Source organism: Desulfovibrio sp. SGI.169, assembly GCF_050313595.1.
Classification (GTDB): Bacteria; Desulfobacterota; Desulfovibrionia; order Desulfovibrionales; family Desulfovibrionaceae; genus Desulfovibrio.
In genome coordinates, this window is the sequence record NZ_JBNPLS010000001.1 from 38,522 (window position 1) to 52,667 (window position 14,146).

General features: G+C 64.3%; 10 protein-coding genes. 8 read left to right on the top strand and 2 right to left on the bottom strand.

The features are described from left to right. Nucleotides 1-12 precede the first annotated feature (12 nt). From dsrK to dsrP, 4 genes are read left to right on the top strand one after another with little or no spacing between them, the layout of a single operon-like run. A complete protein-coding gene (gene dsrK, locus ACQRA4_RS00170) occupies nucleotides 13-1,674 on the top strand; it encodes a sulfate reduction electron transfer complex DsrMKJOP subunit DsrK (protein WP_427821054.1) in 1,662 nt (553 codons plus the stop codon). Next, nucleotides 1,675-2,055, top strand: coding sequence for a sulfate reduction electron transfer complex DsrMKJOP subunit DsrJ (dsrJ, locus tag ACQRA4_RS00175; RefSeq protein ID WP_427821055.1), 381 nt, complete (start codon nucleotides 1,675-1,677; stop codon nucleotides 2,053-2,055). Next, nucleotides 2,055-2,846, top strand: coding sequence for a sulfate reduction electron transfer complex DsrMKJOP subunit DsrO (gene dsrO, locus ACQRA4_RS00180; protein ID WP_427821056.1), 792 nt, complete (start codon nucleotides 2,055-2,057; stop codon nucleotides 2,844-2,846). Before dsrJ ends, dsrO begins: the two co-directional genes overlap by 1 nt. Nucleotides 2,847-2,858: 12 nt before the next feature. After that, on the top strand, nucleotides 2,859-4,025 hold the full coding sequence (dsrP, locus tag ACQRA4_RS00185; protein WP_427821057.1) for a sulfate reduction electron transfer complex DsrMKJOP subunit DsrP: 1,167 nt from the start codon (nucleotides 2,859-2,861) through the stop codon (nucleotides 4,023-4,025). Between the two features lie 235 nt (nucleotides 4,026-4,260). On the opposite strand, the gene ACQRA4_RS00190 is transcribed toward dsrP, so the two are convergent. Next, on the bottom strand, nucleotides 4,261-4,428 hold the full coding sequence (locus ACQRA4_RS00190) for a hypothetical protein (protein WP_427821058.1): 168 nt from the start codon (nucleotides 4,426-4,428) through the stop codon (nucleotides 4,261-4,263). 203 nt (nucleotides 4,429-4,631) lie between these two features. Then, nucleotides 4,632-4,979, bottom strand: coding sequence for a DsrE family protein (locus ACQRA4_RS00195; protein ID WP_427821059.1), 348 nt, complete (start codon nucleotides 4,977-4,979; stop codon nucleotides 4,632-4,634). 388 nt (nucleotides 4,980-5,367) lie between these two features. Between ACQRA4_RS00195 and ACQRA4_RS00200 the strand changes: the two genes are divergently transcribed. The 4 genes from ACQRA4_RS00200 to ACQRA4_RS00215 all read left to right on the top strand — a co-directional run bounded on the left by ACQRA4_RS00200 (nucleotide 5,368) and on the right by ACQRA4_RS00215 (nucleotide 14,108). After that, entirely contained in the window at nucleotides 5,368-7,425 is a 2,058-nt protein-coding gene (locus ACQRA4_RS00200) for an autotransporter assembly complex protein TamA (protein ID WP_427821060.1), read from the top strand. Continuing rightward, nucleotides 7,425-11,390: a translocation/assembly module TamB domain-containing protein gene (locus tag ACQRA4_RS00205; protein WP_427821061.1), complete on the top strand. Its 3,966-nt coding sequence runs from the start codon at nucleotides 7,425-7,427 to the stop codon at nucleotides 11,388-11,390. The genes ACQRA4_RS00200 and ACQRA4_RS00205 overlap by 1 nt, the downstream gene beginning before the upstream one ends. Before the next feature lie 418 nt (nucleotides 11,391-11,808). Next, the gene (locus tag ACQRA4_RS00210) at nucleotides 11,809-12,381 is read left to right on the top strand and encodes a helix-turn-helix domain-containing protein (RefSeq protein WP_427821062.1); all 573 of its coding nucleotides are present in this window, start codon (nucleotides 11,809-11,811) and stop codon (nucleotides 12,379-12,381) included. A gap of 50 nt (nucleotides 12,382-12,431) precedes the next feature. Then, nucleotides 12,432-14,108: an AMP-binding protein gene (locus ACQRA4_RS00215; protein ID WP_427821063.1), complete on the top strand. Its 1,677-nt coding sequence runs from the start codon at nucleotides 12,432-12,434 to the stop codon at nucleotides 14,106-14,108. Nucleotides 14,109-14,146 lie beyond the last annotated feature (38 nt).

A 14,146-nucleotide genomic window follows, 5' to 3' on the forward strand; every position in this document is an offset into this window, starting at 1 on the left:
GGAGTCGTCATCATGGCAAAATTACCTACGCCGCAAATGCTCGTCGCCAGCCGCCCGGCCTTTCCGGACAAAAGCTGGCTCGACACCAAGCCTGAGTTCACGCCGGGCAGCTTCTGCTACCCGGCCAAAAAAGAAACCATGGAACTCCTGCATATGCCCAATCCCCATGATTGGGACCCGGCCGCGGAAGACTGGAACCTGCCGGAAAACTGGGAAAAGATTCTCTGCGACGCCTTTGCCGATCGCCTGGAGAAGCACCGCTCGCTGAAGCTCTTCATGGACATCTGCGTGCGCTGCGGCGCCTGCGCGGACAAGTGCCATTTCTTCCTGGGCACCAATGATCCCAAAAACATGCCCGTGCTGCGCGCCGAACTGCTGCGCTCGCTCTACCGGCGCGACCACACCATGCTCGGCAAGATTCTGGGCAAAAAGGCGGGCGCGCGCGGCTGGGACATGAGCGTGGTCAAGGAGCTTTTCTACTACGCCTACCAGTGTACCGAGTGTCGCCGCTGTTCGCTGTTCTGCCCCTACGGCATCGACACGGCCGAAATCACGGCCATTGTGCGCGAACTGCTGCATGAAGTGGGTCTGGGCATCCACTGGATTATGGACCCGGTCAAGAATTGCAGCTTCACCGGCAACCACCTGGGCATCCAGCCCCACTCCTTTGTGGAAATCGTGGAAATGCTGGCCGACGACTGCGAAACCATCACCGGCATCCGGCCCAAGACGCCCTTTAATGAAAAGGGGCACGAAATTCTTTTCATCACCCCCTCGGGCGATGTCTTCGCTGATCCCGGCATCTACACCTTCATGGGCTATCTGATGCTCTTCCACGAGCTGGATCTTGACTATACCTTCTCCACCTACGCTTCGGAGGGCGGCAACTTCGGTTCCTTCACCTCCTTCAACATGGCCAAGAAGCTCAACGCCAAGATGTACGCCGAAGCCGAACGCCTGGGCGTCAAATGGATTCTGGGCGGCGAGTGCGGGCATATGTGGCGCGTGATCAATCAGTATATGGATACCTACAACGGCCCGACGCCGGCCAATATGGAAGTTCCGGTTTCGCCCGTCACCGGCACCGTGTTTTCCAACGCCGCTTCCACCAAGATGGTGCACATCGCGGAATTCACGGCCGACCTGATCCGCCACAACAAGCTTGACCTTGACCCGAGCCGCAACGACCACATCATCACCACCTTCCACGATTCCTGCAATCCGGCGCGCGCCATGGGCCTGCTGGACGAGCCGCGCTATGTGCTCAAACACGTCTGCAACAACTTTGTGGAAATGCCCGAAAACACCATCCGCGAGCAGACCTTCTGCTGCGGCGCGGGTTCGGGCCTGAACACCGAAGAAATCATGGAACTGCGCATGCGCTCCGGCATGCCGCGCGGCAACGCCCTGCGCTATGTGCAGCAGAAAGACGGCGTTAACCACATGGCCTGCGTCTGCGCCATCGACCGCGCCACCCTGCCCCCGCTGGCCGACTACTGGGCGCCGGGCGTGACCGTGAGCGGCCTGCACGAGCTGGTGGGCAACGCTCTGGTCATGAAGGGCGAATGCAAGCGCACCATGGACATGCGTCAGGAAGACCTGCCCAATGTGGCGGAGGACGAGCCGGAGGAAAGCCCGGCTGATGCGCCTGAGGCGCAGGAGGAGGGCCGATAGATGTATAACGCCAAAGCTGTGATCACGGGCATCGTCATTTTTGTGGTGCTGTTCAGCTCTCCTTTCTGGGTGGGCTACCTGGGACAGAACTACACAAAAACGGACATAGCGCTGCCCAAGGATGAAAAAAACTGCATCGAAGATGTGGAATTCATGCGCGCCCAGCACATGCGCCTGCTCAACGAGTGGCGCGACGAGGCCCTGCGCAGGGAAAACCGCGTCTATATATCCAAAGACGGGAAAAAGTGGGCCATCAGCCTGCAGAACACCTGTCTGAAGTGCCACAACAACTACAAGGATTTCTGCGAAAAGTGCCACGTGGCCAACAGCGTCTATCCCTATTGCTGGACTTGCCACATTATTCCCACGGAGGGCAAGTAATGAACACGAGCAGAAGAAGCTTTCTGAAAGTGGCGGGGCTTTCCGCCTTTGCCCTGAGCAGCGGGATGGCAAGTCTGGCCGGCACGACCGGGGCGGCGCGCGCCCAGATAGCGCCCGGCCGCTATGCGCGGGGCGAAAAGGCCCTGACCGCCAAACGCTGGGCCATGGTCATCGACACCCGCCAGTTCCACACGCCCAGGGACTACGAGCCGCTCATCGAAGCCTGTCACAAGGTTCACAACGTGCCGCACATTCCCGGCAACCAGAACATCAAGTGGTTGTGGCTGGACAAGTATGACCGCGCCTTCCCGGACGACATGAACGCCCACATCAGCGACAGGACGCGCCAGGCCGCGTATCCGCTGCTGTGCAACCATTGCAGCAACCCGCCCTGCGTGCGCGTCTGCCCCACCCAGGCCACCTACAAGATGGAAGACGGCATCGTGGCCATGGACTATCACCGCTGCATCGGCTGCCGCTTCTGCATGGCCGGCTGCCCTTACGGCGCGCGTTCCTTCAATTTTGTGGACCCGCGCAAATACCTTTCAGACCCTGTGCCCAACCCGGCCTTTCCCACCCGCATGATCGGCGTGGTGGAAAAGTGCACCTTCTGCGCCGAGCGCCTGGCCGAGGGCAAGATGCCCGCCTGTGTGGAAGCGTCGGGCGGCAAGATTCTCTTCGGAGACCTGGAAGACCCCAATTCAACGGTGCGTCAGGCCCTGGCCGCCAATTACAGTATCCGCCGCAAGCCCAATCTGGGCACGCAGCCCGGCGTCTACTACCTCATCTAGGGAGAACTGGCCATGCTTGAAAAATTGTTTACCGGCCCCAAAAGCTATTATGTGTGGCTGCTCTTTCTGCTCTGCGTCATCGCGGGTTGCGGCCTTGTCTATCTTGACCAGCTTCAGAACGGTCTTGGCATCACGGGCATGAACCGAGACGTGTCCTGGGGGCTGTACATCTCGCAGTTCACCTATTTTGTCGGCGTGGCGGCCTCGGCCGTGATGCTGGTTCTGCCCGCCTACTTCCATCACTACAAAAAGTTCAAGCGCATGATCATCTTCGGCGAGTTCATGGCCGTGGCGGCCGTGGTCATGTGCGCCCTGTTCATCGTGGTGGATCTTGGCCAGCCCCAGCGCATGCTCAACGTCATGCTGCATCCCACGCCCAATTCGGTCATGTTTTATGACATGATCGTGCTTGTCGGCTATCTTTGCCTGAACATCATCATCGGCTGGGTCACTCTGGAGGCCGAACGCCTGGACGTGGACCCGCCCAAATGGGTCAAGCCCCTGATCTACCTTTCCGTGCTCTGGGCCTTTTCCATCCATACGGTCACGGCCTTCCTGTACGCGGGCATTCCCGGCCGCCACTACTGGCTGACCGCCATCATGGCCGCGCGCTTTCTGTCTTCGGCCTTCTGCTCCGGCCCCGCCATCCTGCTGCTTCTGCTCTTCCTGGTGCGGCGGCTCACGGGCTTCGACCCCGGCAGGGAGGCCATCAAGACCCTGTCCACCATCATTGTCTACGCCATGTGCGTGAATGTCTTCTTCTACCTGCTGGAGATATTCACGGCCTTCTACAGCCAGATTCCGGGGCATATGGAGCCCATGCTCTTCCTCTTCTCCGGGCATGACGGGCATCTGGCATGGGTGAGCTACTGGATGTGGGCCGCCGTGATCATGGCCTTCGCCTCTCTGGCCATCCTGATTCCGCCGCAGTGGCGCACCGGCCCCCTGCTGCCGCTGGCCCTGCTCATGCTGGTGGCGGCCAGCTGGATTGACAAGGGCCTGGGCCTGCTTATCGGCGGCTTTACGCCCAACATGTTTGAAGCCTTTACGCCCTACATGCCCACGGCCAAAGAAATTGCCGTGGCCCTCGGCGTTTATGCCGTGGGGGCGCTGGTGCTCTCCCTGCTCTGGAAGATCGCTCTGGGCGTCAAGCGGGAAGCGCGCCATTTCAGCGACTAAAGCGAAGCGGGTTTGCGCGCGGTCGCTTTTGCGGCCGCCACAGCCTGATTTCGGCGTCTGCGGTAAAGCAAGGCCCCGCGCCGTCACGACGGCGCGGGGCCTTGCCCGTTTTCAGCCGCCACGGCGGACATCCATATTTAGAATCAGGCCCTATTCACGCGCTGCTGCTCAGGGGCGCTGTTGGTTGTGTTTCGCCACAATTCCGTCAAAAACGGCCTTTTTGGCGCTGGCCGCGTCACTGGGCGATTTTTTCGGTCATGCGCATGAGCGCACTCCCCCCAGCAATCGCCCATTTGCCTGCCAGCGCGAGAACTTCCTGTTTTTTGGGGATTGTTGCGGCGTCAGCCCCGCCATTGGCTCCGCTTCGGACGCCGAGCGGAAAATCGCCCTTTTTTACCGACAAACAAAATCCATAACATATGTTTTAATGAGGTCTGAATCTGAAGGCCCGGCCGGCCTTCCCCGGCAAAGTGCCGGGGAAAACCGGCCGTTTGTCATCCGCCCCATTTTGCCTGTCCGCCCGACGGCGCTGAAAGGGGCGCTGTTCTGCCATTCCAGCCGTATGGGGCTGTCCTGGCCCTGTTGTCTCGCGTCACATGAGCGGCATTACGGCTTGATGTAGGCAAAGCCCTCGCGTTGCAGGCGCACCACCTCCACCAGACCGGCGGGAACCACTGTGCAGCCCGGCCAGACGCGGCTGTGGTCAATGCTGTTGTCCGCCAGGGCGTTGGCGCAAAGCATGACGCGCACGCCCTGATCCAGAAGCGGAGCGGCCAGCTCGCGCAGGTCTTCGTGTTCGGTGGTGAACAGGGTTACGGCCGGCCCGTTGGCCACCACAGCCAGCTGAAAGCTTTCGCCCGGCAGCGCCTTGATGTAGTTGGACGCGTTTTTCAGCAGCAGGCGCAGCAAGGCGGGGTCATTGCCGTCTATATGGAGGCAGAGATCGTAGTTCATATATTCTCCAGATATTGTTTGAATTTCATGGCAGGGCGGTCATGCCCCGGCGAGGGCGCGGCCCCGGCGCGGCCGTCCGCCGCGCCGCGTTTTATCATGCGACCGCGCGGCAAGGCGCAAGATGACGCCCGCGGTTGGCAGATACCGCGTCAGCCGCAGGGGCATGTCGCCTGGTCGACTGAAAATGCTGTTCTTCAGCCCGTTGCGCTTCGGCGGTTCACCGGTTTAGCCTAACAGAGGGGAGCCGCTTTGCCAAGCCGGAGCGCCCGCGCCGGCGCTCATGCCTGTGCCCGGAGGGCGGCGCGCATACGTTCTTTTACCCGGCAGCCGCGTTTCCACCCGACGCCCGGCTTGCGCCCTCTGACGCGCAAGGGTATATAAGAACGTCATGCGTTCCGCCGTATTCCTTTTTTCCCGCTCCGCCCATACCGCCACCGCCTTACGCGCCCTCTTTTTTCCCCTGTTCCGGTCGGCGGCGCGGAATTTTCTGCTGGCTGTCCTGCTCATGCTGCCGGGGCTGGGCGGCTGCGGTTTGCTGACCAGAGGCGGGGATGCCGGCCCGCGGGCGGCTGACGCGCAACAGACGGAAAGCGGTGGCGAAGCGGAACATACCTGGCAGGGCGCGCCCGTGCCCTATGCTTTGGGCATTGAAATTCGCGGTCGGTCGCCCGAGGCGAACGAACTGCGGAGCAAGATGAAGGATGTCAGCCAGCTCGTCCGGCTTGCCAAAGAGCCGCCGGACAGCCTGCTGGGCCTGGAGCGCCGGGCCCGTGCCGATACGGAAAGCGCGCTGAAACTGCTGCATTCCCAATGCTATTATGACGGCAGGGCCTCTTTCAGTCTGGATGATGCCGTTTCGCCGGCGCGCGTGACCCTGCTGCTGGAGCCGGGCCCGCGCTACACTGTGGGCCGGGCCGACGTGCGTTACGACCCCGCGCCCGATGTGCCGGAACCCTTCAAAAACCGCAGCCGCGAGACGGGTTTCTGGGGGCTGGAGCGGGAGGCGTTGCCGCCGCCCTCCTTTCCCTCCGCGCTGCCCGGCGTGACTGTGGGCCGGCCGGTGACCGCCGACGCCATGCTGGCCGCCGTGGAGGCTTTGCCGGAACGCCTGCGCCGCGAGGGCTATCCCCTGGCCAGGGTGGTTGACGCCCGCTACAGTCTGAACCGCGAGGCCCGCACCCTCAATGCCGATATTCTGGTGCGGCCCGGCCCGCCCGCGCTTATGGGAGCCATTCGGGTGCGGGGCGCAAAGGAAGTCAGCGCCGAATATCTGCAACGCCTGACCCCCTGGGCGCCGGGCGAGGAACCGTGGGACAGCGAATTGCTGGAAGAATACGCCAATACCCTGCGCGGGCTGGGCCTGTTCCGTTCGGTGGAGGCGGCTCCGGCTGCGTCCGGCCTGGAAAAAAGCGGCGAAAAGAGCGGCGTGGACGCGCTGCCCGCCGACATTGCGGTGGCCGAAGCGCCCTTTCGCTCCATCAGCGGCGGCGTTCGCTATGATACCGACACGGGGCTGGGCCTGGAAGGGGCCTGGGAACACCGCAATCTTTTTCACAACGGTGAAAAGCTGACGGTCACAGCGCCGCTGGCCACGGAAATTCAGGGCATCAGGGCGGTTTTTGAAAAACCGGCTTTTCTGGCGCGGGAACAGCGCCTGCTCGCTTCCGCCTCTGCCCTGCGCGAAGATACCAGCGCGTACCGCAAAATGGCGGTCAACGCTTCCGCGGGGCTGGAGCGGCGGCTTTCACGCCGGTGGTGGGGCGGCCTCAGTCTCTTTGTGGAAAGCGGCTCCCTCAAGGATAATGAAAACAGCGAACACGCTTACGGCGTGCTCAGCCCGCGCGCAAACCTGCGGCGCGACAGCCGCAACAATGTGCTCAATCCCAGCAGCGGCTCGGAAGTGGAAATCAGGCTCACGCCCTTTACCGGCTTTTATCAGGAGCCGTTCAGCGTCATGGCCGGCAGCGTGGCGGCCAGCGTCTATTACGCGCCCATGCGCGACAAGGCGGGGCGGCCCGACGACCGGCTGGTGCTGGCGGGCCGGGTGGAAGGCGGGGCCATGAGCGGATCGGCCCTGCGCAGCATTCCGTCCAGCATGCGTTATTACGCGGGCGGCGCGGGTTCGGTGCGCGGCTACGCCTATCAGGCTCTGGGCCCGCGTGACCATGAGGATGAGCCGCTGGGCGGGCGCTCCTACCAGGTCGTCAACCTGGAAGCGCGTTTCAAGATCACCGAAAACATCGGCCTGGCGCCCTTTCTGGACGGCGGCATGGTCTATACGGACGAATTTCCGCGCATCATCGGGGATATGGACTGGGGCGCGGGCCTGGGCCTGCGCTACTACACGCCCATCGGGCCGGTGCGTCTGGATGTGGCCGCGCCCTTGCGGCGCATTGACGGCGATCCGCCGGTACAGGTGTATATCAGCATAGGGCAGTCATTCTGATGACGCGGATAAACGAAGAACAGCATGCGGCGCAAGAAGCGGGGGGGCCGCGCGCCAGGCGTTCCGGGCGCTCCGAAAGGCTGGCCCGCTGGTCGCGGCGCATCCTTGCGGGGCTGCTGCTCCTGCTGCTGGCGGCGTCGGCCGGTCTGGTCTGGGCGCTGCGCAGCGAAAACGGCCAGACCTGGCTGCTGAAAACCATCAATGCCGCGCTGGAAAGCTCTCTGCGAGAGAGCGGCCTGCGCGCTCGCCTGACCCGCCTGACCGGCCCGCTGCCCTTCGCCGGCGCTTTCGGCCTTGAAATGGCCGATGCCCATGGCGTCTGGCTGACCGCCCCGGAAAACGGTTTTGACTGGGATTGGCGCGCTCTGCCCGGCGTCGTGCGCATTACGTCCATCCGCAGCGTCAATCCGGCGCTGACGCGCCTGCCCGATTTGCCCCCCGGCCCCGCGCCGGCCCCGCAGCCGCCGCTGAGCGTGGAGGCCCTGCGCCTGCTGCTGGGCGACACGGCGCGCGCGCTGCGCAGTCTGCCCGGCTGGCTCCCCGCTCTGCATCTGGACGCGCTGACGCTTGAGAATGCGCTGCTGCCGCCGGAAGTGCCGGGCGGCGCGCCGGCCCCGACGCCGGCGGGGGCGAAAAGCAAGGATGCTTTCGCCGGGCCGCAGCCGTTGCGGGCCGACCTGAAGGCCGGGCTGACCGCTGACGCCAGTGGCGCGCGGGCCCACGCGCGGGCGCGGCTGACCGGCGCGCGGCAGGCCCCGTTTTCGCTGGCCATCCTGAATTGCGCGGCGGCTGAGGTCAGTCTGGAGATTCTGGCGGGGCCGGAAAACACAGGGGAGGGGCGCGCCGGTTTTACCGCAAGCAGCCGTCTGGAAGCGATTTTGCAAAAACCGGCGCTCACTGTGGCCGGCCTTTCCCCTGATCTGCTGGGCGCCGAGGCCCGTCTGCGCCTTGATCTCGAGGGCGGCCTGAACGCGCCGGAAAGCGGGCCCGCCTCTTCGTCGCATCTGGCCCTGACCGACCTGAAATTGGCGGCGGGCCGCCTGACGGCCACCGGGCGGGGAAAATGGAAAAGCGCCGGCCATGACTGGCCGGACGGCCCACTGGATCTGACGCTGGCCGTCACTCTGCAAGGCCCGGCAAAAGAGGCCCCCGCCCTTGCGGAAGGGGAAGGCATGCTGGCCCTGCTGCGCGCGCCTGTCTCTCTCAGCCTGAGCGCCAGGGGCACGCTTCTGCGGCCCGATGCGGCCTTGCGTCTGGCGTGCGCGGATATGCGGAGCGGCGGCCATGCGCTCAAGGATGCGCTGCTGTCGCTCACGGGCGCGCCCCTGGCGCTGGGCGGGGCCCTGGGGCTGGCGGACGGCGCGCGTGAGGAGGCCCGCCTGCTTCTTGACCTGCGCGCCCGGCTGGATCAGCGCCCCCTCAGCCTGACCACGGAACTTTTTTACGGGGCGGATGGCAGACAGAGCCTGGAAAACAGCCCGACAAGCGGCCCCGCGGCTTTTTCCGCCGGCTTGCGCAACCTGCGCCTGAGCGCGGCGGGCCTGGAGGGCGCTGGCCATGTGACGGCCCGGCTCACGCCCGGCGGCCCGCCCGCCCTGAACGGCAAGATAGGGCTGCGCGTGGCGGACTGGCAGGCATTGTCCGCTTTTGCGCCGGGCCTGCATCTGGACGGCGAGGCCGCACTGAATCTGGAACTGGGCGCGGATGCGCCGGGCAATGGAGCGCCCTTCGGCCCGCAGCGTGTTCTGGCGCGGTGGGATGTGCCGCGTTTCAGCCTTCGCCCTGTGCAGGGGCGGGGCGACGCGCTGCATGTGCGCGGTCTGGATGGCGAACTGCGACTTGCCGATCTTTTTGGTCAGGCGACGCTCACGGCGCGGCTGGGGCTTGCCGGTCTGGAGCGGGGCGACCTGCGGCTGGCGGCGCGCGCCTCGGCCAGCGGGCCCTTGCGGGGGCCGCTGGATCTCAGTCTGGAAAGCACGGGCGGCGTGACCAGTCATCTCAACGTCCAGTGGCGGCCCGGCCAGGCCCTGCTGAAGGCTTTGGAACTGCGGTTGAGCGGCCTCAAGGGCACCCCTCGCGGCCAGGGGCGTTCTCTGGGCCTGCGCGCCGCGCGGCAGGCCGAATTGCGTTACGGCGAGGCCGGGCTGAGCATTTCCGGCCTGGACCTGGTCATGTCGCCATCGGGCAGATTGCAGGCGCAAGGCGCTCTCGCGCCGGAGAAACTGGATTTGCGGCTCATGCTGGATGGTCTGGCCCTGGAGCCCTGGCGCGCTTTGCTTCCCGCGCTGCCTTTGGGCACGGCCGAGGCCCGCGTGCGCCTCAGCGGCAGCCCGGCCCGGCCCGGCGGGGACTTTCGGCTGGGCGTGCGTCGTTTGCGTGTCGCGGGCAGTCCGCTGGCCCCGCTGGATGTGGCTCTGGCGGGCGGCATTGAGCACGGCGGCGCGGGCAGCGCGCTGGCCGCCCGGCTGGAGCTGGAGCCCCAGGCCGTGAAGGCGCTGGGCGGCAGCGAGGCCCGCCTCACTCTGCGCCTGCCCCTGCTCTTCGGCCCGGACGGTCTGCCCAAAGCCGATCCGCGGGGAGCGCTGGCGGGGCGGGTGCGCTGGGAAGGGGCCGTGGGCCCTGTCTGGAGCCTGCTGCCTCTGGCGGACCGTCGCCTTAACGGCAGAATATCGCTGAATCTGGAGCTTGGCGGCTCCCTGGCCGCGCCGCGCGTGACCGGGGGCCTGCGCGTGAGCAAGGCCCGCTATGAGGATCTGCCGCTGGGCGTATTGCTCACGGACATCAGTCTGCGTCTGGATATGGACGGCAAACAGGCCGCGCCACAGTCAGATAAAACCACGGCCCGCCATGCGAAAGCGGCGGGCGACGGCGGCCCCTTGGCCGGCGGCATGCGCCTGGAACTCGCCGCCGCCGACGGCCTGGGCGGCAGTCTGCGTCTGACGGGCGGCGGCGGTCTGGACGGGCATGATCTGAATCTGCGGGCCACGCTGGATCATCTGCGTCCTCTGCGCCGCCGGGATATGCGCGTCAGTCTTTCCGGTCAGGCGCAGGTGACGGGCAGCGCCACAGCGCCGGATGTGAGCGGCGAAATCATCATCAATCAGGGCGAGCTTCTGCTCAACAAGCTGGATGTGGGCGGCGGCATCACCACACTGCCCATTGAAGAGGCCGCCGCAACGCCCCGGCCCCTGCCCCCCGCCACTCCGGCCGCGCCCGCCGAGGCCCTGGGTTCCCTGAATCTGCGCATCCGCGCGCCGGGGCGCTTTATGGTGGAAGGCCATGGCCTGACCAGCGAATGGCAGGCCAGCCTGCTGGCGGGCGGCAGCCCGGCCGCGCCCGCGATTACCGGAGAACTGCGCGCCCTGAAGGGCAATTTTGACTTTCTGGGCAAAAATTTTTCGCTCGCGCGCGGGGTGATTACTTTTGGCGGCGGCGCGCTGAGCAACCCGCTGCTGGATATCGCGCTGATCAATGAAACGCCGAACCTCACGGCGCGAATCAGCATCACCGGCTCCGTGAGCAAGATGAAGCTCGGCCTGAGCAGCGAACCGGCCTTGCCCAGAGATGAAATTCTTGCCCAGATTCTCTTCGGCCGCGGCGCCAATGAGCTGACGCGTCTGGAGACTCTGCAACTGGCCGGAGCCGTGGCCCAGCTGGCCGGTTTCGGTTCGGGGGGGAGCGGCATGCTCGACTTTACCCGCAAGGCGCTGGGGGTGGATGTGCTGCGCCTTGGCTCATCAACCACCGGAGCCGCCGGAGAACCCGGCGAGCAGAGCGCCGGAGGCGCCACGCTGGAAATGGGCAAATATATCGGCGACCTGATTTATGTGGGCGTGCAGCAGGGCATGAAGCCGGACAGCACGGCTTTTATCATCCAGCTGGAAGTGACCCCGCGCGTCAGTCTGGAACTTCGCACCGAGCAGCAGGACACCTGGGGCGGCGCGCGCTGGAAGCACAATTACTGAACCGGCCCTGCCGCTCAGCTTCAGCCTCATAAAAACATTGCGCCGTCTTTCACCTTGCCGACGCGAAACAACATTTCGCTCTCCACCCGCAGCGAAGCGAACGGCGGGGGAAGGCGCGCGCCCGGGCGTATGCGTGACAAAACTCGCATGAGGACGCGCTCTTGACGACGGCCTGACTTTTCTGCACTCTTTTGCGCTATAGACGGTTCATTTAAGAAAGCGCGGCGTAAAAAATTTCCGCGCTCTTGCTTCGCAAGGCTCTCCCAAGCTGTAAGCGGGAAATTCGCCTTTCCCGCTCAGAACGGCTTGATGTGTCTTCTCCCAGGAGGCAACCCCTTTTGGGGAGCTGATTTATTCACAGAGCGCGTCAGCGGTTTCTTGTTTATTCCCGCCGTCACGGCGGCGAGAAGGAGCGCCCATGCCCGCGGAATATCATATCGGCACCCGGATTCGTTCTTTCCGTGAGGAACGCGACATGGATCTGGAAAGTCTGTCCCGAACCACCAGTCTGAGCGTGGAATTTCTGGAAAAGCTGGAAAACGGCGCGATTTATCCCAGCATCGGCCCCCTGCAAAAAGTGGCCCGCGCTCTGGGGGTGCGCCTGGGCACCTTTCTGGACGACCAGTACACCCGCGATCCGATCATCGCGCGCATTGACGACAGCGCGGAGGCCGACCAGGCCCTGCACACCGGCCGCATGCCCCAGCCCTCTTATGTGTATCACGCTTTGGGCAAGGGCAAGAACGACCGCAACATGGAGCCTTTTCACATCAAAATTTTTCCGGACCCCGCGGTGGAGCGCAAAACCTCGTCCCACCAGGGGGAGGAATTCATTCTGGTGCTCAAGGGCGAACTGCTGGTGATCTACGGGCGGGAAAGCCATGTGCTCAAAGCCGGGGACACCATCTATTACAATTCCATTGTGCCCCATTTCGTGGGCGCCGCCGGCGACGAGCCGGTGGAGATCATGGCCGTGGCGTACAATCCGTAGCCCTCTCCACGCGCGCAGGCCGGTTGCCATCCCACGGACGGAATTAAGACATGGACGAAAAAGTACGCGAGCGGCAGGCGCAGTTTGAACTGCGCGAGTGGACCCTGGGGCAGATTCTCGACCATACCGTGGCCCGTTTTCCCGACAGGGAGGCCATCGTCTACGCAGACCGCAACTATCGCCAGACCTGGCGCCAGTTTGCGGATGTGGTGGATCAGTTCGCCAGGGGCCTCATGGCCCTGGGCGTGCAAAAGGGCGAAAAAGTGGCGGTCTGGGCCACCAATGTGCCCTACTGGGTGGCCCTGCAATTCGCCACGGCCAAGATTGGCGCCGTGCTGCTCACGGTAAACACCAATTACCGCGAACATGAGTTGCGCTATCTGCTGCAACAGTCGGAATGCGAAAACATCTTTCTCATCGACAGCCTGCGCGACCATGATTATCTCGCCACCATCTACGCGCTCGTGCCCGAATTGCGCACCCACGGGCGCGGCGAACTGCGCTGCGCCGGGCTGCCGCACCTGAAGCGCGTCTGCTTTCTGGGCGCGGAAAAGCACCGCGGCATGTATTCCGTGCCGGAAATTCTGGCCATGTCCGTCATGGTGGACGACGCGGCCTACCAGGCCCGTCAGGATTCCCTGGACCCCTGGGATGAAATCAACATGCAGTACACCTCGGGCACCACGGGCTTTCCGCGCGGCGTCATGCTGACCCATGTGGGCGTGGGCCTCAACGGCTACTGGATCGGACGCCACCAGGGCTTTACGGAGCGGGACAGGCTTTGCCTGCCGGTGCCCCTTTTTCACTGTTACGGCTGCGTGCTGGGAGTTTCGGCCTGCGTCAACCACGGAACCACCATGGTTATTCTGGAGAGCTACAACCCCCTGAAAGTGCTGGATGCCGTGGCCAGCGAACGCTGCACCGCGCTCTACGGCGTGCCCACCATGTTTCTGGCCGAGCTGGAGCACAAGCTTTTCAGGCGTTTCGACGTTTCCAGCCTGCGCACGGGCATCATGGCCGGTTCGGTCTGCCCTGAGCCGCTCATGCGCCGGGTGGTGGAAGAAATGTACATGAAAGAGATCACCATCTGCTACGGTCTCACCGAGGCGTCGCCGGTGATGACCCAGTCGGACGTGCGCGATCCCCTCACTCTGCGGTGCGAAACCGTGGGTTGCGCCATGCCGGGCATTGAAGTGCGCGTGGGCGACCCCGACACCTGCGAGGAACTGCCGCGCGGTCAGGTGGGCGAGATTCTCTGCCGGGGCTACAACGTCATGAAGGGCTACTACAAAATGCCCGAAGACACGGCCAGGGCCATCAGCCCGGATGGCTGGCTGCATTCCGGCGACCTCGGCGTCATGGACGAGCGCGGCTATCTGCGCGTCACAGGCCGCATCAAGGACATGATCATCCGGGGCGGCGAAAATGTCTATCCGCGCGAGGTGGAGGAATTTCTGCTTCAGATGGACAGCGTGCTGGATGTGCAGGTGGTGGCCGTGCCCAGCCGCAAATACGGCGAAGAGGTGGGGGCTTTCGTCATACCCCGGCCCGGCGCGGACCTGCTGCCGGAGGATGTGCGCGACCACTGCCGGGGCAAGATCGCCTGGTTCAAGATTCCCCGCTATGTGGCCGTGGTGGAGTCTTTTCCTCTTACCGCCAGCGGCAAGATTCAGAAGTACAAGCTGCGTGAAATGGCCGCCGAGCGCTGGCCCGAAGCCATGCGGTAAAGGGCGGCCGGGCGCTCTTTTCTCCATGCCCGCGTCGT

Bases quoted from the DNA above. Each gene is read 5' to 3' on its own strand.
- dsrP (WP_427821057.1), top strand. From the start codon at position 2,859: ATGCTTGAAAAATTGTTTACCGGCCCCAAAAGCTATTATGTGTGGCTG.
- dsrJ (WP_427821055.1), top strand. From the start codon at position 1,675: ATGTATAACGCCAAAGCTGTGATCACGGGCATCGTCATTTTTGTGGTG.
- ACQRA4_RS00205 (WP_427821061.1), top strand. From the start codon at position 7,425: ATGACGCGGATAAACGAAGAACAGCATGCGGCGCAAGAAGCGGGGGGG.
- dsrO (WP_427821056.1), top strand. From the start codon at position 2,055: ATGAACACGAGCAGAAGAAGCTTTCTGAAAGTGGCGGGGCTTTCCGCC.
- ACQRA4_RS00195 (WP_427821059.1), bottom strand. From the start codon at position 4,979: ATGAACTACGATCTCTGCCTCCATATAGACGGCAATGACCCCGCCTTG.
- ACQRA4_RS00200 (WP_427821060.1), top strand. From the start codon at position 5,368: ATGCGTTCCGCCGTATTCCTTTTTTCCCGCTCCGCCCATACCGCCACC.
- ACQRA4_RS00215 (WP_427821063.1), top strand. From the start codon at position 12,432: ATGGACGAAAAAGTACGCGAGCGGCAGGCGCAGTTTGAACTGCGCGAG.
- dsrK (WP_427821054.1), top strand. From the start codon at position 13: ATGGCAAAATTACCTACGCCGCAAATGCTCGTCGCCAGCCGCCCGGCC.
- ACQRA4_RS00210 (WP_427821062.1), top strand. From the start codon at position 11,809: ATGCCCGCGGAATATCATATCGGCACCCGGATTCGTTCTTTCCGTGAG.